The sequence below is a fragment of the Empedobacter stercoris genome, assembly GCF_020281205.1.
GTDB lineage: Bacteria > Bacteroidota > Bacteroidia > Flavobacteriales > Weeksellaceae > Empedobacter > Empedobacter stercoris.
This window is the reverse complement of record NZ_JACXZC010000008.1, coordinates 24812-46409: the sequence shown is the minus strand read 5'-3', so window position 1 is coordinate 46409 and position 21598 is coordinate 24812. Positions and strand designations below refer to the sequence as shown.

18 protein-coding genes are annotated in these 21598 nt (G+C 31.0%); 12 read left to right on the top strand and 6 right to left on the bottom strand.

The window, feature by feature from the left end:
* Positions 1–29: 29 nt before the first annotated feature.
* Genes IF125_RS05645 through IF125_RS05635 form a run of 3 tightly spaced genes read left to right on the top strand, consistent with a single transcriptional unit; the run spans position 30 to position 5487 of the window.
* Positions 30–1280 carry a TolC family protein gene (locus tag IF125_RS05645; RefSeq protein WP_225541807.1) on the top strand — a complete coding sequence of 417 codons (1251 nt, stop codon included), beginning with the start codon at positions 30–32 and terminating at the stop codon, positions 1278–1280.
* Positions 1281–1284: 4 nt separating this feature from the next.
* The gene (locus IF125_RS05640) at positions 1285–2376 is read left to right on the top strand and encodes an efflux RND transporter periplasmic adaptor subunit (protein ID WP_225541806.1); all 1092 of its coding nucleotides are present in this window, start codon (positions 1285–1287) and stop codon (positions 2374–2376) included.
* 3 nt (positions 2377–2379) lie between these two features.
* Positions 2380–5487, top strand: coding sequence for an efflux RND transporter permease subunit (locus IF125_RS05635; RefSeq protein ID WP_225541805.1), 3108 nt, complete (start codon positions 2380–2382; stop codon positions 5485–5487).
* 78 nt (positions 5488–5565) lie between these two features.
* On the opposite strand, the gene trxB is transcribed toward IF125_RS05635, so the two are convergent.
* Both trxB and holA read right to left on the bottom strand, forming a co-directional pair.
* Positions 5566–6510 (bottom strand): thioredoxin-disulfide reductase, encoded by a 945-nt coding sequence (trxB, locus tag IF125_RS05630; protein ID WP_225541804.1) that lies wholly within the window; start codon positions 6508–6510, stop codon positions 5566–5568.
* A 68-nt stretch (positions 6511–6578) separates the two neighbouring features.
* Positions 6579–7589 carry a DNA polymerase III subunit delta gene (gene holA, locus IF125_RS05625; protein WP_225541803.1) on the bottom strand — a complete coding sequence of 337 codons (1011 nt, stop codon included), beginning with the start codon at positions 7587–7589 and terminating at the stop codon, positions 6579–6581.
* A gap of 3 nt (positions 7590–7592) precedes the next feature.
* Between holA and IF125_RS05620 the strand changes: the two genes are divergently transcribed.
* Together IF125_RS05620 and IF125_RS05615 are read left to right on the top strand one after the other, a co-directional pair.
* On the top strand, positions 7593–8045 hold the full coding sequence (locus tag IF125_RS05620) for a type I restriction enzyme HsdR N-terminal domain-containing protein (RefSeq protein WP_225539425.1): 453 nt from the start codon (positions 7593–7595) through the stop codon (positions 8043–8045).
* Positions 8046–8086: 41 nt separating this feature from the next.
* Positions 8087–8620: a DUF7832 domain-containing protein gene (locus IF125_RS05615; protein ID WP_225541802.1), complete on the top strand. Its 534-nt coding sequence runs from the start codon at positions 8087–8089 to the stop codon at positions 8618–8620.
* 55 nt (positions 8621–8675) lie between these two features.
* On the opposite strand, the gene can is transcribed toward IF125_RS05615, so the two are convergent.
* The 3 genes from can to IF125_RS05600 all read right to left on the bottom strand — a co-directional run bounded on the left by can (position 8676) and on the right by IF125_RS05600 (position 11369).
* Positions 8676–9320: a carbonate dehydratase gene (gene can / locus IF125_RS05610; protein ID WP_171622307.1), complete on the bottom strand. Its 645-nt coding sequence runs from the start codon at positions 9318–9320 to the stop codon at positions 8676–8678.
* Positions 9321–9363: 43 nt separating this feature from the next.
* On the bottom strand, positions 9364–10908 hold the full coding sequence (locus IF125_RS05605; RefSeq protein ID WP_225541801.1) for a SulP family inorganic anion transporter: 1545 nt from the start codon (positions 10906–10908) through the stop codon (positions 9364–9366).
* A 104-nt stretch (positions 10909–11012) separates the two neighbouring features.
* A complete protein-coding gene (locus tag IF125_RS05600) occupies positions 11013–11369 on the bottom strand; it encodes a hypothetical protein (protein WP_171622308.1) in 357 nt (118 codons plus the stop codon).
* Between the two features lie 204 nt (positions 11370–11573).
* Here IF125_RS05600 and IF125_RS05595 point away from each other — a divergent pair, with 204 nt between their 5' ends.
* The 7 genes from IF125_RS05595 (at position 11574) to IF125_RS05565 (ending at position 20763) form a co-directional block, all read left to right on the top strand.
* Positions 11574–12392, top strand: coding sequence for a hypothetical protein (locus IF125_RS05595; protein ID WP_171622358.1), 819 nt, complete (start codon positions 11574–11576; stop codon positions 12390–12392).
* A 183-nt stretch (positions 12393–12575) separates the two neighbouring features.
* A complete protein-coding gene (locus IF125_RS05590) occupies positions 12576–14462 on the top strand; it encodes a S9 family peptidase (protein ID WP_225541800.1) in 1887 nt (628 codons plus the stop codon).
* A gap of 172 nt (positions 14463–14634) precedes the next feature.
* A complete protein-coding gene (locus tag IF125_RS05585; RefSeq protein ID WP_225541799.1) occupies positions 14635–15336 on the top strand; it encodes a hypothetical protein in 702 nt (233 codons plus the stop codon).
* 5 nt (positions 15337–15341) lie between these two features.
* The gene (locus IF125_RS05580; protein WP_225541798.1) at positions 15342–17531 is read left to right on the top strand and encodes an ATP-binding protein; all 2190 of its coding nucleotides are present in this window, start codon (positions 15342–15344) and stop codon (positions 17529–17531) included.
* Entirely contained in the window at positions 17521–18075 is a 555-nt protein-coding gene (locus IF125_RS05575; protein WP_225541797.1) for a biliverdin-producing heme oxygenase, read from the top strand. The genes IF125_RS05580 and IF125_RS05575 overlap by 11 nt, the downstream gene beginning before the upstream one ends.
* 122 nt (positions 18076–18197) lie before the next feature.
* Positions 18198–19367 (top strand): thioredoxin family protein, encoded by a 1170-nt coding sequence (locus IF125_RS05570; protein ID WP_225541796.1) that lies wholly within the window; start codon positions 18198–18200, stop codon positions 19365–19367.
* Between the two features lie 127 nt (positions 19368–19494).
* The gene (locus IF125_RS05565) at positions 19495–20763 is read left to right on the top strand and encodes an alkaline phosphatase family protein (RefSeq protein ID WP_225541795.1); all 1269 of its coding nucleotides are present in this window, start codon (positions 19495–19497) and stop codon (positions 20761–20763) included.
* Between the two features lie 105 nt (positions 20764–20868).
* Here the strand turns inward: IF125_RS05565 and IF125_RS05560 are convergent, their stop codons facing one another.
* Positions 20869–21426, bottom strand: a complete 558-nt coding sequence (locus IF125_RS05560) for a TlpA family protein disulfide reductase (protein WP_171622314.1) — start codon at positions 21424–21426, stop codon at positions 20869–20871.
* Between the last annotated feature and the right edge of the window lie 172 nt (positions 21427–21598).

Sequence of the window (21598 nt, the reverse complement as noted above, 5' to 3'; positions counted from 1 at the left end):
TTACTTTTGAATTTTCAAAAAGAGTAGAAGTGAAGAAGATCTATTATACAGCAATTCCAATTGTTCTTGCGATACAAACACAGGCGCAAAACATAACGTTGGACAATTTAGAAGCAGCGTTTTTACAAAAAAATTATGCGCTTATTGCGAATAAATTCAATGTAGACAGAATTGATGCTGAAATTATTCAGGAGAAATTATGGCAAAATCCAACGTTGAGTATTTCTGAGGTTAATCTTTGGAAAACTTATAATGTAGAAGAACAGCCTTATTTATTCGGTAAATACGGGAAAAATCAACAAATTTCTGTCGAATTAGAGCAATTAATTGAAACCGCTGGTAAACGAAAAAAGCGTGTTGCGATTAAAGAATTAGAGAAGAGTTCTGCACTTTTTGAGTATGAGGAATTATTGCGTGAGCTGAAAAAAGAATTAAGACAAACATATTTTTCGTTGGCGCGTATTCAATCTGAAAAGAAAGAATTGCAAAATAGCGTTGATTTGTTTAAACAAATGATGATGCAATATCAGCGACAAGCAGATTTAAAAAATGTTCCGAAAGCAGATTTTTATAGACTTCAAACCGAATTAATTGGTTTACAAAAAGATCAAATTGAGCTAGAAAATCAAGAAATTGAATACATCAATAAACTTCGATTGTTAACGCAAAACTCAGATTTAAATGTAAATGAAATCGATTTTTCAAGATTCAATTCTCACTCCAAATCAATTCCATTTAATGCTAAACAATTAGCGAAAGAGCAAAATATAGCGTTAAAAAAACAAGAGAATGAAATCAATTTAGCTGAAAAACAATTGATTTTAGAAAAAGCACAACGTACACCAGATTTGGCTTTTCAAGTAAATTATGATCGAGGTGGAAATATTATGCGCGATTTTGTTGGTGTTGGTGTAAGTATTGATTTACCGATTTTCAATACGAATAAAGGAAACATCAAAGCTTCTGAAATTGTACTGAATCAACAACAAATTACGAAAAATGCGCTACATTCAGAGTTAGATATTTCGATCGATCGACTTCAAAATCAAATTAGTCAATTGGATAAAGCACTTATTCAGTGGAAAAAATTGAATAATCAAGAGCAATTAACCATGATTGACAATTATAAAAAACATCTCCAAAATAAACAAATCACTTTACTAGAATTTATTGATTTTACGCAGGCTTATCGAGAATCTCAACAAGCTTATTTTGATTTGTTAGAGAATTATCAAAACACATTCGAAGAATTAAATTATATCGTTGGACAAGATTTATAAGATGATGAAAAAAACTTTATATTTTTTAGCTGCTTTTACCTTGTTTTTAAGTAGTTGTAACAAACAAGAACCCCAGAAAGAAGCGGTAAAAGAAGACAAATTTTGTTTGAACGAACAACTGAAAAAATCAACTGAAATTGTAGCTGTTTTAGAGCAGCCGATTCACGAACAATTAACCTTGTCAGGAAAAATTGAATACAACGAAAATGATTTGGTTGGTTTTAAAAGTTTGCTGCAAGGAGTGGTAGATAAAGTGAATTTTGAATTAGGCGATTATGTTCGTCAAGGTCAAGTTTTGGCAGTTGTAAAATCGAACGAAGTACTGGATTTGGTGCAGCAAAAGCGTTATCATCAAAATCAAATGGATTTGATTCGAAAACAAATCAAGTCGAAGAAAGAATTGCTGAATGATGGAATGGCTTCTCAGCCCGAAGTTACCGAGGCAGAACACGAATTACAATCAGCGCAAATTGAAATTGATAAAATCAATGCAACCTTGAAGATGTATCGTGCAGTTGGCAATGGTCAATTCCAGATTTTATCACCTAAAAATGGTTATATCGTTCAGAAAAACATGAGCGTTGGTCAATCTATTACTTCAGATTCAGATGAAAATCTTTTTTCTATTTCAAATTTAAAACAGGTTTGGGTAATGGTAAATATTTACGCCAATAATCTGCAATATGTAAAAAAAGGTGATGCTGTAAAAGTGAAATCTATGGCGTATCCTGATCGAATTTATGTTGGAAAAATTGATAAAATATACAATGTGTTTGATGAAAATGAACACGTTTTGAAAGCGCGTGTTGTGTTAGAAAATCAAGATTTGAACTTGATGCCAGGTTTGAGTGCAGATATTATTATCGATAAACAAAATATTATTGGAAATGCATTTGCGATACCAAACAAAGCCAAAGTTTTTGAGAACAACAAGGAATATGTGGTGGTATATAAAAATGATTGTACAATGGAAATCCGAAAAATTACGACGATTGGTCAGAATGAAGAATTCACATTTGTTAGCGAAAAGTTTGCTCCAAATGAGAAAGTTATTTCTCGAAACGCTCTAATGATATTTGAGGAATTAAATAAATAATAAATGAAAAAGTTAGTACAATCAGTCGTAACTTTTTCGTTACGAAATACAACCTTCGTTTTATTTGCTGTATTTGCATTACTCTTTGTAGGTATATTTTCTTTAAAACACACACCAATAGAGGCATTTCCAGATGTAACAAATACTAGAGCTCGTATTATAACACAATGGCCAGGAAGAAGTGCTGAGGAAATGGAAAAATTGGTGACTCTACCAGTTTCAAAAGTAATGAATAGTATTCCGCATAAATCAAATATTCGTTCTATTTCTCTTTTCGGATTATCTGTTGTTACTGTTCAGTTTGAAGATGGTGTAGATGATTTTTATGCACAACAATACGTATCGAATAAATTAAGTGGAGTTGATTTACCAGAAGGAGCTGATGCGGATATTGAACCACCTTCTGGTGCTACGGGAGAGATTTTTCGTTATGTGATCAAAAGTGATTTACCGATTAAGGAAGTTACAGCGATACAAGATTGGGTAATTGAGCGTGAATTACTTTCTGTATCTGGAGTTGCAGATGTTGTAAGTTTTGGTGGAGAAGAAAAAACATATGAAATTAAAATCAATCCGACAGAATTAAAAAATTATAATTTATCGCCTTTAGATGTTTACGAAGCAGTTTCTAAATCAAATATAAATGTAGGTGGAGATGTTATTCAGCAAGGAGATCAAGCTTATGTAGTTCGTGGTGTTGGTTTGTTAGATAAGATGGAGGATATAGGAAATATTACTGTTGCTCTAAATGGTTCTACACCAATTCTTATCAAAAATGTAGCAGATGTTGTTGTTTCAAATAAACCTAGATTAGGACAAGTTGGTTATAATGAAAATGATGATATGGTACAAGGTATCGTTATTATGCTACGAGGAGAAAATCCATCTGAAGTCATTGGAAATCTGAAAGCAAAGATTGGAGAATTAAATACAAGAACTTTACCAGATAATGTAAAAATTGAAACAGTTGTAGATCGTACCAAATTGGTTGATAATACAGTACATACGGTTTCTAAAAATATCATTGAAGGTATTTTATTAGTATCATTAATTGTTTTTGTTTTTTTATATAATTGGAAATCAACATTTATTGTAGCTTCGGTTATACCGCTTTCGTTTTTGTTCGCAATTATTATGTTGAAAATACAAGGATTACCAGCGAATTTAATTTCAATGGGATCATTGGATTTTGGATTGTTGTTAGAAGGAACTTTGGTAATTGTGGAAACAGTTTTTGTTGCTTTAGCAACCATGCAACATAAAGTAGGAGCAGAACGTTTCGCAAAAATGAGTAAAATGGGCGTTATAAAGAAAAGCGCAGGAAGTGTAGCTTCTTATATTTTCTTTGCTTTACTTATTCTTATTGTTGCTTTATTACCGATATTTTCATTCCAAAAAGTGGAAGGTAAAATGTTCTCTCCTTTAGCATTTACATTGGGATACGCATTATTAGGATCTTTAATATTAAGTCTAACTTATGTTCCTGCAATGTGTAAGTTGCTTTTTAAGAAAAATATGGAGGAGAAAGAGAACTTTATTACTCGATTTTTTCAGAAAACTATTTTCGGATTATATGAAACAGCATTTCGTTATAAAAAAGCAACAATAGGAATTTTTTTAGGGATTTTAGCTCTTTGTTTGTTTAAGTTCTCACATTATGGATCAGAATTTCTTCCGAAATTGAATGAAGGAGCAATTTACATTCGTGCAACTTTACCAAATAGTGTCAATTTACAAGAATCAACTCGATTAACAAAAGAGATGAAAGAGCTGATGCAGAAAAACTGTGATGAAATTGATTTTATTTTAACACAAACAGGTCGTCCAAATGATGGAACTGATCCAACAGGATTTTTCAATATTGAATTTAATATTCAATTAAAAGATGAAAAAGATTGGAAACGCAAGGTTTCAAAAGAAGAGATTATTCAAGAGATGCGAGATAAACTGAATCATTATCCTGGAATTGTATTTGGATTTTCGCAACCCATTCAAGATAATGTTGAAGAATATGTAGCAGGTGTAAAAAGTTCATTAGTTATTAAGATTTTTGGTGATGATTTGTATGATTTAGAAAAATATGCAAATAAGGTAGCTTCATCTATCGAAAAAGTAAATGGAATAACGGATATCAATGTTTACAAAAATATTGGATTACCTGAACTTAGAATAGAATTGAGTGATACAAAAATGGCGAAATATGGTATTAGTACAGCGGATGTTCAGGCAGTAATTGAAATGACAATTGGTGGACAAGCAGCTACTAAGTTTTATGAAAATGATAGACAGTTTGATGTTATTCTTCGTTTTCAGGAAGCTTATAGAGATACTCCTGAGAAAATTGGAAATATCTTGATTCCGTCAAGTAACGGGAACAATGTCCCTTTGCAGGAAATAGCTACAATTGGTTATCAAACAGGACCTGCTTTTATTTATCGAGAAGGAAATAGTCGTTATATCGGTGTAGGATTTAGTATAGAAGGTCGTGATTTAGGAAGTACAATCGATGAAGCGAAGAAAGTAGTGGCCAAAGAAGTTAAATTACCGAAAGAAAATTACATGGAATGGGCTGGTGAATTCGAAAGTAAAGAGCGCGCAGCAAAACAATTAGCAATGGTTGTTCCGATTTCGTTGGTTTTGATTTTATTATTACTGTACACTAATTTCGGAAATGTAAAAGACACAGCGATAGCTGCATTAACACTGCCTTTTGCTTTTATTGGAGGATTTATTTCGCTTTGGATAACAGGAACTATTTTTGGTATATCTGCGGGAATAGGTTTTATTATTCTTTTTGGAGTAGCAACAATTGATGGTATTGTTCTAATTGGTGTTATTCGAGATAATTTAAAACATAAAATGCAATTAAAAGAAGCAATAGTTAATGGTGTCAAAAGTAGAATACGCCCTGTTGTGATGATTGCGCTTATGGGATCGATGGGATTATTACCAGCAGCACTTTCTACCGGAATGGGATCAGAAATTCAAAAGCCTTTGGCAATTATGATTGTAGGAGGATTAATCATTTGTTTAATCCTATCCTTTACAATTCTTCCAGTTGTATTTTATTATGCATACAGAAAAGAATATCAACAGAAATTCCTGAAATAATTTGTAGTTGTTTATTTTATTAAAAGAAATAGCGAGCATTAGCTCGCTATTTTAGTATTTATAATTTCTTCTGAAAAATTATACTTCAAAAAATTCTGCTACATAGCGTTCTGCATCTAAAGCTGCACCACAACCAGCACCTGCTGCTGTAATTGCTTGTCTGTAAACAGAATCTTGTACATCACCCGCAGCAAAAACTCCAGGTACATTTGTTTTGTACGAACGATCTTGCGTAATTAAATAACCTGTTTCGTCCATATCCAATTTACCAACAAATAAATCTGTATTTGGTTTATGTCCAATTGCTATAAAAACACCATCTACAATTAATTCTTTTTCTTCATTCGTTACATTGTTGATAATTTTAGCTTTTTCCACAACATTATTTCCATCAAGACCAATTAATTCGTGGTTGTATAAAACCTCTAAATTTTGTGTATTAGCTACACGATCTTGCATCGCTTTAGAAGCGCGCATTTCGTCTTTACGAACCAATAAATAGACTTTATTACAAAGTTTTGATAAGTATGTAGCTTCCTCAGCAGCAGTATCACCACCACCAACTACAGCAACATCTTTTCCGCGGTAGAAGAAACCATCACAAGTAGCACAAGCCGAAACTCCGCTACCAGCATACTTTGTTTCATCATCTAATCCTAAATATTTTGCAGTTGCACCAGTAGAAATAATAATAGAACGTGTTTGATACTCAGCTGTATTTGTTTTTACATGGTGGATATCACCTTCTTTTTCTCCAAAAGTTACTTCCGTTACATATTCATATTTAATCTCAGTTCCAAAACGCTCTGCTTGTTTTTGTAAATCAGCCATCAATTCTGGTCCAGTTACTGCTTCAGGGTAACCCGGGAAATTTTCAACATCGGTTGTTGTTGTTAATTGACCACCAGGATCCATTCCTGTTAAAATTAACGGATTCATATTAGCACGAGCCGCATAAATCCCTGCAGTATAACCAGCTGGTCCCGATCCTATAATGATGACTTCTCTTACGTTATTTTCCATTGTGAGTTTTATTTTTTACAAATTTAGTTATTCTAATTTTACTTTTAGTATAAGATTATTTCTTAAAATTATAGATGCATAATTTTATACACTAATTCAATCAACAATTGGCTTGGCGTTACATTTCCTGTTGTGCCAACACCTTTACCTTTCAAGTCATATTCGCGAATAAAAGAAATAATTCTCGTTGCTTTTTTCAACGGATAATTATTTGCTGCCGTCATCATTCCTTGTACAAAATAAGGGTTAATACCTAAAACTTTTGCCAGATTTTGTTTCGATTTATCCGCTGTTACATGGATTTGAATGATATTCGTAAACAAATTGAAAATTGTTGTGATAGAAACCACATACGGATTATCTTTTGGATTTTTTTCGAAATACTTGATAATTTTAAATGCTTTCTCGATATTTTTCGTTTCGATTGCATTTCGTAATTCAAATACATTATAATCCTTGCTAATCCCAATATGTTCTTCGATATGTTTGGGTGTAATCGTTTTATCAGCACCAACTATTGTAAATAATTTTTCTAATTCATTGTTCAAACGAGATAAATCGGCACCAACATATTCGGTCAATAGAAACTTTGCTTTTGGTTCAATTTTAAATTGATTGGTAGTTACTTTTTGTTCTATCCAAGCAGGAATTTCGCTTTCATAAATCTTTTTAAATTCAAAATAAAACCCTTTTTCATTCAGAATCTTGTAGATTTTTTTACGTTTGTCTAATGTATTTCCTTTGTAATTGATGATTAAAATTGTTGAATCTTGAACTTGATTTGCATACATTTCCAATTGATCAATCGAACGACTCAAATGTTGAGCTTCTTTTACAATAACAACCGATTTTTCCGCACCCATTGGGTATTGACGCGCCATTCCAATTAATTGTCCAATTTCTACATCTTGTCCATAAACAATTGTTTGATTAAATCCTTTCTCTTCTACAGGTAAAATAGTTTCTTCTAACAAATTAGTTACCTGATCGATGAAAAACGGTTCGTCGCCCGCTAAGAAGTAAATCGGTTTATAGTGTTTGTTTTTTATATCTTTGATCAAAGATTCTACAGGACTCATACAATGACTGAATTAGTACAATTAAATTTTTCCGAAAAATACCAAATAAGATTGAAACAAGCCCAAGATAAATTGTATATCTTTTGTTTGATTCGAAAAAAATGGTTGGTCTATACACCCGAAGAATGGGTTAGGCAACACGTTCTGAATTATTTAATCTACGATTTAGGTTATTCAACTTCTGCGATTGCCTTAGAAGTTCCTATTGATATCACAGGAATGCGAAAACGTGCAGATATTGTAGTTTATCAACAAGAAAAACCTTGGATTATGGTAGAGTGTAAAGCACCTCATATACCAATTTCGCAAGCAACTTTTGATCAAATAGCACGTTACAATATTGTGTTAGGTTCTCAATTATTGATGGTTACAAATGGGTTGAATCATTTTTATTGCATGATGGATTTTGAAAATAAACGGTATAATTTTTTGAAAGAGTTGCCGAAAAAATGTTAATTTGCTAATTCGGTAATGAGTTGATGTGAAAATAATATGATTTGAAAAAGATTTTTTTATTACTTGTAATTTTTAATATAAATTGTTCTAAGCAAAATAATAAACTTACTGAACAAGTTTTTAAGTACGATGATGCTTCTTGGCATTATGGAAATGATTATCCAAAAGATTTAACTCAGGAAAATGCTTCTACGCATATCGGAATGTATTTAAAATGGTGTATTCATCATAATTTAATTTCTTCTGAATTGATTGAAGATACAAAAGATGGTATTGATGATGTGAAGAGCAATAGAATTACTGGAGCTACTTTTCTTATTAAATATTCTGACGGAAAATTTTTAGATTCTGATTTAAATGAAATTGGTAAGAATTTTACAAAAGATTATTATGAAAATGATTCTAAATTTTCTAAGATGTATGGTTCATATTTGGATGATTATACAAATCTATTTCAAAAGATTATTGATAATAAATCTGTTTACCATGTTGAAGACTCAGAGCTAAATTATTTGCTAATAAAAGAAAAGATTGATAAAAAGTTCGAAATTTGGAAAAATTTTGAATCAAAATAACAAAATCCACTCAAACGAGTGGATTTCACATTTCTTAAAATCTTATCTAAAAAAATTAGTGAGAGATGTTTAATTGGAAAACAGCTTCCAAATCATCATTAGAATTAAGAGACACACCTAAATCTTTTACTAGACCAGAACTAACTCCATAAACCCAACCGTGCACATGTAAATCTTGACCTTTTGCCCATGCATTTTGAACAATTGACGTTTTTGCTAAATTAAGAACTTGTTCAGCAGCATTAATTTCGACTAAGCGATCACATTTTGTGTTCTCATCTGTAATGGCATCCAATTCTGCTTTATTGAAACGATAAGTATCTTTGATGTGACGTAACCAATTGTCAATTAATCCAACGGAAGCATTTCCCATTGCTGTTTTTACACCACCACATCCATAGTGTCCGCATACAATAATATCTTTTATTTTTAAGACATTTACAGCATAATCTAACACAGAAAGCATATTCATATCTGTGTGAACAACCATGTTGGCAATGTTACGATGCACAAATACTTCACCAGGTTGCGCACCAATAATTTCGTTGGCTGGAACTCGGCTATCAGCACAACCAATCCACAAAAGAGGAGGTTGTTGACCTTGAGCCAATTTGGTGAAAAAATCGGGGTCTAAATTTAATTTTGATTCAACCCATGCTTTGTTATTATCTAATATTTGTTTGTAATATTCGTTTGTCATTTTATATTGTTTTGTTTGAAAAATGTTTTGTTTTTATTTTTTTTTAATGTGCTCCAGCGACTAATACGTAACCAAAAAATTCTCTAAAAGAGGGAGGATTATCGACAGTTCCACGTTCAGAAATTAATCGGATATTAATGTTATTATTTTTAGCTTTTACCTTAAATTCATCCAAATATTCGATGATATCATAATCTAATATTCGAGTTTTACGGACATCTAATTCTAAGTTAGATCCAGGTTTCAATCCATCTAATTCTTTTACAATTGCTCCGCGGTTAACAAAAGTTACTTCTTCAGCAAAATTCATATGAAAAATGTTTCCTTCTTTTACTAACATCACATGCGAATTATTATACGATTTGATCAATGAAACGACAACACCAACAATTAAACCGATGATAATTCCTTTCAGCAAATCTGTTGCAAGAATAGCAATCACTGTAACAGCGAATGGAATTAATTGATCTTTTCCTAATTTTTTCATGTCCAAAAATTGTTTTGGATTACCTAATTTATATCCAATAATCAATAGGATAGAAGCTAATACAGCATTCGGAATTAAATTTAGAAAAATTGGAATAGATATTACACTTACTAATAATAAAATTCCATGTGTAATTGTCGATAATTTAGTAAGACCTCCACTCATCGCATTAGCAGAGGAACGAACAATTACTTGTGTGACGGGTAAACCTCCTATTAATCCAGATAAAGAATTTCCAATTCCTTGAGAAATTAATTCGTGATTAGTAGGCGTTTGACGTTTTAATGGATCTAATTTATCAGTTGCCTCAACAGAAAGCAAAGACTCTAACGAAGCCACAATGGCAATTGTAAAGGCTGTTTGCCAAACTAACGGATTCGTTAATCCATTCGCAAAATCAGGTGTCGTAAATTGAGCAAAGAAGTCTGTGATACTTTCTGGAATAGGAACTTTTACCAATAGATTATGATCGATAGAGAATACTTCGTGATTGGTGTCTCCAATCGTAATTTGATATAAAATTCCAATTAAAACCGCTACTAACGATCCTGGTAATAATTTGAAAAAGTTAGACTTTTTGCCTAAGATATTATCCCAAACGATCAAGATAAATAGAGAAATTATGGTGATAATAATCGCTCCTGGTGTAGCATTCGAAAAACTGAATTCGCTAAACGAAAAATTCCCTTGATACCCGAAAGCTAACGGAATTTGTTTTAAGAAAATAGAAATACCAATAGCACATAACATTCCTTTGATCACTGAAGAAGGAAAGTAATACCCAATAACACCAGCTTTTATAATGCCTAAAAGTATCTGAAATATACCAGCAATTACAACTGCAACTAAGAATAATTCATAAGCACCTAAATCGGTAATTGCATTTAAAACAATAACGACTAAACCTGCTGCTGGTCCAGAAACTCCGATTTGTGATTTTGAAATTAAGCCTACTACAATTCCTCCAATAATTCCAGCAATAATCCCAGAAAATAAAGGCGCACCACTGGCCAAAGCAACACCTAAACATAATGGCAATGCAACGAAAAAGACAACAATACTCGCTGGTATGTCCTTTTTCCAATTTTGAAAAATGTTCATAATGATATAAAATGAATAATTTATTATTTTTAAAAATGATATGAATATTGCTGTTCTATTTCCAATAATTGGAAGAGAATGAAGCAAATAATCTGTAAAAAAAATTAAATTAATTCAGGAGGTGGTGTTGTAACTCTATTGTTCAAAGATGAATAAAGTTTGGAATGATGAAAGTCTATAAAAGAATTTTCTTTTGATTTGAAAAATGTAAACAAATTAATCTCATGAAAATAATGTATTTTTTCGGTAATTTCTTTCGAAGACGTATGATGATTTTCTTCTTCTGTCGAAGTTTGTGAAAAAAGTGCTTTCGTTGCGTCGTTTGTAGAATTTTCACAAGCGTTTTGCTCTAATTTTATCTGATAATCTAAGTACCCAGCAATACCTTGCATGTTCGTGCTGAACACCAAAATAAGCGTAAAAAAAATTCCAATGATATGTTTGATCAGATTGTCTTTCATGACGAAACAAAAATATATTTTAATTTTTAATTACAAAATATCTAAAGAAATTATTAATAAATATTTATCATTTTATATCGCTTTATTATATTTATTGATTAAAAATATATAGAGATACAAAATTGATATCATAAATCATTTTTAATCATTCATATTAGGGGTAAATTTGCAAAAATTTAAATTTTGAAAAAGTATATAAGTGTAATGTTTTTAGTAGCTTTGGTGGCGACTACTTTTGGACAAGGAAAACATAATAAAGGAAAATTTTATGTTTATTGGGGTTGGAATCATGCGCAATACACAAAATCAGATATTCAATTCAAAGGAAATGGATACGATTTTACATTAGACAATGTAGTGGCACATGACCGTCAAACTTCTTTTGGAATTAAGTATTTCAATCCAACATCAATGACAATTCCTCAGTATAATTTCCGTTTAGGATACTTTGTTACAGATAATTGGAACATCTCTTTTGGTATTGATCACATGAAATATGTAATGGATCAAGATCAAATGGTTAACATGAATGGATCGATTAATACTGGTTCTGAATTTGATGGAAATTATAATAATGTCAATCAAAAATTAACAGAAGATTTCTTAACATTTGAGCACACAGATGGATTAAATTATGCGAACTTAGAAATTCGTCGTTTTGATAATATTCAGCATTTTCCAATTACTAAAAATGGAAAAGGAATAGATGTTAACGTAACTGCTGGTTTGGGTGCAGGTATTTTATACCCACGTTCTAATGTAAAGTTAATGAGTAACGAACGTTACGATGAGTTTCATTTAGCAGGTTTTGCAACAGCAGCAATGGTCGGAATTAACTTTACTTTCTGGGATTATTTCTTTATACAAGCAGAAATGAAAGGAGGTTATGCTAATATGAATGATATTCGTACAACTGCCAATAAATCGGATAAAGCAAAACAAGATTTTTTCTTCTCACAACAAAACTTAGTTTTTGGAGCGATTATCCCAGTTTTTACTCATAAAAATAAGTTAAACTTTTAATTAAAGGATTAAATATAAAATATATAGCTTAATTTCAAACATCGATTAGACGATTTGAAAAAATTATTAGCGGAGACATCATTTGTATACATTTTGTATTGAATGATGTCTTTTTTTATGGGGAATATTTACCTTTCTCAATAAAGAATTGTTATTTTTACAAGGAAATTGAATAAAATTAACATGAATAGATTTTCTATATTAGTCGCAAGTATTTTAATGACGACGACAGCAATGGGACAAAAAGTGATGACGCCAGAATTGCTATGGCAAGTAAAAAAAGTTTCTCCAGTTGGAGTAACAAAAGATCAAAAAAATCTTATTTACAAAGTAACATCTACAGACGTTAAAACACAAGAAGACACGTCAAAAACATATATGATTTCATTAGCAGGTGGTAAAGCTTCAGAAATTGAAGACTACAAAACACTATTGGCTGATGTTTCATTAAATAAATCTCAACAATACAAAGCTGAAACAGAAAAGGTTAAATTACAAAAGGTTTTTGGGTCAGATTATTATCCAGAAATGGACAAATCAAATGTTCAGATTTACAATGAGTTAAATTATAGACATTGGGATACTTGGAACGATGGTCATTTTGAACATTTATTTGTGTCAGAAAATAAAGAAAATGCAACAAAGATTGATGTTTTAAAAGATGAACCGTATTCAGTTTCTGAATTTGTTTGGGCACCAGATGGGACAAAAGTGTTGTATGTTTCTAAAAAGAAATTTGGTACTGATTATGCGTTGAGCACAAACACAGATATCTTTCAATACGATTTAACAACAAAGAAAACGACCAATATCACAGAAGGAAAAATGGGGTATGACAATACACCAAGCTTCTCGTCTCAAGGAGATTTCGCTTTTTTGAGTATGGCGCGTGATGGTTACGAAGCGGATAAAAATGATTTAATTGTTCGTCGTGGTGATCTTGAACTAAATATTACAAAACATTGGGACGGAACTGTACAAAATTACAAATGGAGTAATGATGGTACAAAAATATATTTCAATGCACCAGTTGGAGGAACTGTTCAATTATTTGAAGTTGATGTCAACTTCAAAATGAAAAAGATGCCTTTCATAAAGCAAATTACAAAAGGTGATTTTGATATAGCAGATATTAAAGAAGTTGTAGGGAATAAGGCTGTCGTAACAAAAACAGATATCAATCATGCAGCAGAAATATATGTAGTTGATCTTAAATCTGGATCGTTAACACAATTGACAAACGAAAACCAAGATATTTTTGATAACATTGCGTTGAGTGATGTAAAAGCAAGAACGATCAAAACGACAGACGGAAAAGATATGCATGCTTGGGTAATTTATCCACCAAATTTTGACCCAAACAAAAAATACCCAACTTTATTATATTGTCAAGGAGGTCCACAATCTGCTTTAACTCAGTTCTATTCTCCTCGTTGGAATTTTCAATTAATGGCTGCTCAAGGTTATATCGTGATTGCGCCTAATCGTAGAGGAATGCCAGGACATGGAGTAGAATGGAACGAGCAAATTTCGAAAGATTGGGGTGGGCAAGTAATGGATGATTATCTAGCAGCAATTGATGATATTTCGAAAGAACCATATGTTGATAAAGATCGTCGTGGAGCTGTTGGTGCATCTTACGGAGGATATTCTGTTTATTATTTAGCAGGAATTCACGAAGGTCGTTTCAAATCATTTATTTCGCATAATGGTGTGTTCGATTTGAAATCAATGTACGGAACAACAGAAGAAATTTTCTTTACAAACTGGGATGCTGGTGGTGCTTGGTGGGAAACGAACAATAAAGCTGCACAAAAAACATATACTAAATTTGATCCAAGTAGTACCGAATTAGTCAATAAATGGAATACACCAATGTTGATTTATGTTGGAGGTCACGATTACCGTGTACCAATGGGACAAGGACAAGAAGCATATCAAATTTTACAATTGAAAGGAATTAAATCTCGTTTTATTTATTTCCCTGAAGAAAATCACTGGGTGTTAAAACCACAAAATTCAATCATTTGGCATACAGAATTTTTCAAATGGTTAAAAGAAACGTTATAATTCAATTATAAACATATCAAATAATAAAAAAGTGCAATTTCTATAGAAATTGTACTTTTTTATTTGTTTGAAAATCAATGACAATATTCAATAAGTAATCCAATTATTTTTTAAAATTTTGCAGAATAGAATAATCGTTGTAAATTCAAAAACAGAAGTCAAACCCCAATTTATGAGTAAGGAAAATAACAAAATATACTTTTCAAATAGCCCATTTACAAACGGCCACAAAGTAATAGATTTTGTTTGGAGTGCTCGCCTTGATGAAAATTTTGATCTATGGATGGATCTTCATTTAGAATCTGATAATTACGATCAAGAAGAGGAATATAAAGACGATTTAGATGAAATAGACGATATCTCGCAAGAAAATGCTACAAAACAACTTTGGATCAATTATGATCATGCCATTATTTCGAGCACATATTGGAACAATAAAGGAATTAAGATAGAGAATAATGAGCAATTAGATTTTAATCAGCTCAATAATAAAGTATTCGAAATTGATCCGCTTCCGATTAATCTTGATGAATCAGAAAATTTAGCCTTTGGTGTTTCGATGTTAGGGAATGACACTGTTGCACAACACGAAATCACATTTTTGGATACAGAAGAATTTGGTGTTTTTGATATCAAATGGAAAGGGAAAATTGCCAATACGCATTTAGGAGAAACTGATTTTGATTGTGATTTTTATGTGTACATGAAGAGCATAAAATTCAATGGAATTAAAGTACATCCATCTCTTGAAAAAAATAAAGTTGTTGAGTTTTTTACATCTCAATTAGCGCATTATAATGACTTTGAATTGGTTGACACAGATGAGTTAGAGTTAGAAAATTATATTTTAAAGTTAAGAAAGCAAGAAGATTAATTTTTATGATCAACCAAATTATCAAAAACGATGAAGAAGAGGCTCCTCAATTTCTTAATGAAATTCAATCTTTTGGCTATCTAATTGGTATCCATAAAAAAACGAGTGAAATTGAGTTTGCTTCTCAAAATATAACCGAAGTTTTTGAAATTTCTCCTAATCAAATTTTAGGGAAAAATATCGCTGAATTATACAATTTCGAAATCAACTTTAATGACGTTTTAGCACTCGAAAAAGGTGAGTTTTATCGTTCTCATATAGAAATTAATTCAGAAAAGTATGATGTAACCACTTTTTATACAAACGACTATATTTATATTGAGTTAGAAAACTTACAAACTTTAGAAAATAGATTAGATTTTTATAAATATTCTGAAAAGATTCTTTATGCAAAATCGACCGAATTAACTTGGGACAACTTAATTCTGTCAATTAAAAACCTGACAGGTTATGACCGTGTAATGTTGTACCAATTCCTTGAAGATGGAAGCGGAATTGTGATTAATGAAAAAAAGGACGATGATTTAAGTTCGTATTTAGGATTACACTTCCCAGAGTTTGATTTTTCTGATCAGATGAAAGAATTGTATTTAGAGAAGAAAAGTCGAATGGTTTCAGATGTAAATGGACCGCAGATTAAAATATTAAGCGCAAAAAATCAAAAAATTGATTTGAAATATTCATCTGTTCGAGCACTTTCACCCGAACATATCCAGTATCTTCGAAATTCGGATTGCTCTGCAAGTTTTTCAGTTTCTGTAATTATGAATGAAAAATTGTGGGGAATTGTTATTTGTCAGAATACAGAGCCAAAATATATACCTAATCAAATTCGTTTGCAAAGCGAGTTGTTGACGCGTTTAGGTAGATTGACGTATGTCAATTTTAAGTCAAATGAGCGATTAAAATTTCAAAATCAATTTAATGAAATTGCTATAAAGCTTAAAGAAAATCTTTTGACAGAGGAAAATATAGAAAATTCAATCAATACTTATTTAACTCAAGTTCTTCATTTAACCCAAGCCGATGGAATAGCTTTGGTTAATTTTGGGAAGGTGTATTACGAAGGTGAAACACCAGAAATTGAAGAGATTTTGAGAATTAGAGATTGGGCAATTCATAATCATCCGACTCAATTATTTTCATCAAATTCTTTTTATGTTGATTATGGAAAAGAGTTAAATATAAGTGTAAAAGCCGCCGGTGTAATGTGTGGTTTTTTGGGACAAGGATTTAAGCATTTTGTGATTTGGTTTAAAAAAGAACAATTGCAAAAATTAAATTGGGTAGGGAACTCAAATCAAACCGATAAAATTGTTGTGATAGATGATAAAGAAGTGGTGTATTCATCTTCTAAATCATCGTTCAAAATTTGGCAACAAGAAATTAAACATAAATCGTTTATTTGGTTAGAAAAAGAGAAATATGTTGCAAAAGAAGTCGTGAAATTAATTATTGAAACACTTCATTTACAATCCTTCAAAATTCATAGTTTATACGAACAGTTGAAAGAAATAAATGATGAATTAGATGCATTTACTTATACTGTTTCTCACGATTTGCGCACACCTTTATCTGTCATGAAATTAAATTGTCAAATGCTTCAACGAAGTTTAAAAGACGATGAAATAAAGAATGATCGATTACAAAATGTAGTGAAAGAAATTGATCGAATGGCAGAAATGATGCAGGATTTATTAGCTTTGAGTAAGGCTAAAAAATCCGAAATTGAATTATCTAACATTCAGACAAAACCAATTATTGAGAAGATTGTGCGTGATGTATTATTGTATTACAAATCAACAAATGCAGAAGTAGTAGTAGAACATATCAATAATGTATTAGCAGATAAAACAATGTTTTATGAAGTTTTTTTGAACATCATTGGTAATGCGGTAAAATATTCATCGTTAGAATCACATCCAAAAATTAATATTTCATCAGAAATAGCTGGTGAATATGTCGTTTTTAAAGTAAAAGACAACGGAATTGGAATAAAAGATGAAGATCATGAAAAGATGTTTCAATTGTTTAGTCGAATGTCAAATACTGGAAATATTTCGGGAAATGGAGTTGGATTGGCGATTGCACATCGTATGATGAATAGAATGGATGGAGATATATCTTTTGAAAGTAAAATAGGGGAAGGAACAACTTTTGTATTAACATTTAAAAAATGTACGGATGTTATCTGATTATTTAAAGAAAAAAACAGCAAATTATCACGCAGAAATTGAGCAAAAATTAGAATCTCACAAATTATTTAATGGCACATTTACAGATAAAAATTATTTTAAAATGTTGCAGGTTAACCACGTTTTTCTGAAATCGTATGAAGAATCGATTAAATATTTATTGAATGATAAGGATATAGAAAATTTGGCTTTAACAAAATTGAATAAATTGCCTTTAATCGAAAAAGATTTACAAGAATTAGGTATAAATGAATTACAAGTAAATAAGCAATTTGAGTTAAAAAATAGAGCAGAAGCTATCGGAGCACTTTATGTAATCGAAGGATCGATGCTTGGAGGGAATGTGATTGCAAAAACACTAAAAAAATACCCTTTTTTAGAACATAAAAGCTTTAATTATTTTGGACATTATGGTGAAAATCTTGGTTCAATCTGGAAAACTTTTATTGCTTACATTGACCAAGAATTTACAACAGAAAATGAGCAACAACAAGTTTTTGAAGGTGCAAAAAAAGCATACGAAGATCTGATTAGCTTTGCATAAATATAATTCTAAACAAAACCTCTTTTTAACCTAAAAAAAAAGGTTTTGTTTTTTTATTCAGTTCTCTATTTGTTCTTCGTAAGAATATTTATATTAGACACCAATAAGATAAACAATTAAGTATGAAAAAAATTCTTACACTCACAGTGCTTGTAATTAGTGTATTTTCATTTAGTCAGACAGGGATGAAATTTGAAGAATCAGATTTTAAAACGGTTTTAGCGAAAGCAAAAAAAGAAAATAAATTAATCTTTTTAGATGCGTATGCCGCTTGGTGTGGACCTTGTAAGTTAATGGTGAAAAATATATTTCCTTTACAAACGGTTGGCGATTATTACAATGCAAATTTTGTGAATGTAAAAATTGATATGGAAAAAGGGGAAGGAATTGAATTGGCTAAAAAATTTAAAGTTCAAGGATATCCGACATATTTATTTATTGATGGAGATGGAAACGAGGTACATCGAACAATGGGTTACGTAAAAGAGGAAGATTTTATTCAATTCGGTAAAGATGCACTTAACCCAGAAGGAAGAATAGCATCGCTTGTCAAACGTTTTGAGGATGGTGATAATGATCCAGAATTTTTGAAAAGTTTTGTGATGAAAGCGGTTTATGCTGATAGAGATTTATTTGAAAAAGCACTAATTCGTTTATATAATGTAAACAAAACAGAAGAGTTGACAAAAGACGATGTTGCTTTACTTCAATATGGAATCAGTTCAATTGAAAGTCCAACATATAAAATTTACAAAGAAAGAAAAGCGGCTATTGAGAAAGTGATTACTCCTGCAGCTTACACAAAATTTGAGAATAATCTATTATTATCAAATGTTTATAAAAAAACCTATAATAAGGATTCAAAAACCTTAGATGAAACACAATTCTTAAAACAAGCTCAAGATTTTTTAACAGAGAAAGAGGCTCAGCGGGCATTAATTTCAATTAAAGGAAACATTGCTTATAGTAAAAAAGATTATGCAATGTGGGAATCATTGATGTTAGAAAAATACAAAGACGTATCTGCTGTTGATGCAAACGAATTAAATTCTGTTTCGTGGAGATTTTATGAAAATGTAACTGATAAAGGGGCTTTGCAAAAAGCAATTTTATGGGCACAAGAATCAGTAAAAAAGGACCAAGGTTATCACAATACCGATACCTTAGCACATTTATATAGTAAAACTGGCGACAAAGTAAATGCTAAAAAATGGGCAACAAAATCTATCGAATTGGCAAAAGCTGAAGGAGAAGATTTTGAAGGAACTCAAAAATTATTAGAAAGTTTATAATCAAATTAGAGGTATAATTCTATCAGAATCGTTACATTATTGTAACGATTTTTTTATTTATACTTTTTCGAAAAAAAATGACATTTTTTTAATTCATTCTAAGCATAAAACGTTCTAAATTTGAAACATGAAAAAAACAATACTTAGTATATTTTCTGCAATTGTTTTAACTTTTTCTGTTACAGCAAATGCACAAGAAATTGAACCTCAAATTGTACTTGAAAATCGTGTTAATGATATCAAACAACAAGAAAAACCTTATGTGATTTTGATATCAGCAGATGGATTTCGTTATGATTATGCAGAAAAACATGGCGCTACGAATTTATTAGAATTTGCAAAAAAAGGAGTAAAAGCAGATGCAATGTATCCATCTTTTCCTTCGGTTACTTTTCCTAATCATTACACAATTGTAACAGGTTTAACTCCTATTCATCACGGTTTGGTGGGGAATAATATGTTAGATAGAGAGTCGGGAGAACGTTATTCTTTAGGAAACAGAAATGCAGTTATTAATCCGAAGTGGTACGGTGGAACGCCAATTTGGAATCTTGCAGAACAGAATAATATGTTAGCAGCTTGTTACTATTGGCCAGGTTCTGAAGCGCCAATTAATGGAATGTTACCCACTTATTCTTACAAATATTCAGAAAAATCTCCGATTGATTTTCGAATACAACAAGTTGTAAATTGGTTAGAGTTACCTGCGGATAAACGACCTCATTTGATTACGTTTTATTTTCCTGAAGTTGATCATGCTGGACACGCTTTTGGTCCAGATGCTCCTGAAACAAGGGATGCAGTTCGTTTTGTAGATGAATCGATTAAGAAATTGAATGATGAAGTTGCAAAAACTGGGTTAAACGTAAATTTTGTTTTTGTATCTGATCATGGAATGACAAGAATTGATAACGAAAATCCGTTGAAATTACCAATAAAAATCGATGAGTCTAAAATGCAAGTCGCTTCAAACGGTTCGTATGTTAGTTTATTTGTAAATGATAAAAATGATATTGAATCGATTTACAACGAATTAAAAGCAACACAAAACGATAAATTCGAGGTGTATAAAACTACAAATGTTCCAAAAAAATATCAGTTTGATGCAAAAAATGATCGATACAATCGTATTGGTGATATTATTTTGATTGCGCATGCACCAAATTATTTTGCAAATAAAAATGCACCAAAAGGTTCGCACGGATTTTATGTAAAAGAAACACCAGAAATGAAATCAACTTTTATGGCTTGGGGACCAAATATTAAGGCTGGAAAAGAGATTAAAGTTTTTCCTAACACGCAAGTATATCCAATGATTGCTAAATTATTAGGTTTACCAATTACAGAAAAAATTGATGGAAATAATCAATTAGCCAATAAAATTTTGGTAAAGTAATTCGCAAAATATTTCAATACTTTTTCTTCTGTTAAGAACTATTAGAAATAATTAAATATTAAAATATTCAATGAACTAAAAAAAGCTTCCAAAAGGAAGCTTTTTTTAGTTCATCATTTTGAAAATATCAACTAATTGTTGGTTTATTTCTCCTGTTTGATAATCCATTGGTGCTGGCGCACTATCAATCATAATATTTCCTTCTTTATCTAAAATTAAAAAAGTTGGAATGTATTGTATTTGATAATCGTAGCCAAAATTGTTTTCTCTTCCTGCAAATAATTGTACGCCAGACATCTGATTTTCTCTTACCATTTTCTCCCAAATAGGCTTATCCTCTTCTTTATCCAAAGAAATACTTACAAAATGAATAGGTGCTTCTCGAAATTGTTTTTCCAATTCTTTCATAAAAGGAATTTGCACTTTACAAGGTCCACACCAAGTTGCCCAAATATCAATGTAGACATATTTCCCTTTGAAATCAGATAAATCAAATCGTTTTCCATTGATATCGGCTAACGAAAAGTCAGGCGCTTTAACCAATTCTTTTGGTATTTCAGTTTCTGGTGATTCATTTGTTGCAACAGAATCAATTTGTTCTATTTCAGTCGATTCTTCAACTTTTTGTTCTGATTTGTTACAACTAAAAAATGTAAAAATCATTGATAGTATTAGCAGTTTTGTTTTCATTTGTTGATTTCAACTAATTTATAAAATCTACTTGGTAAAGCAGTTTAACTGCCAAAAATAAACATTTAAACGTTATCAATTTCATAAAATACCTCAATTCACTTGACAAAGGGGTACCCGAGGTTGTATATTTGTAAAAAATTGT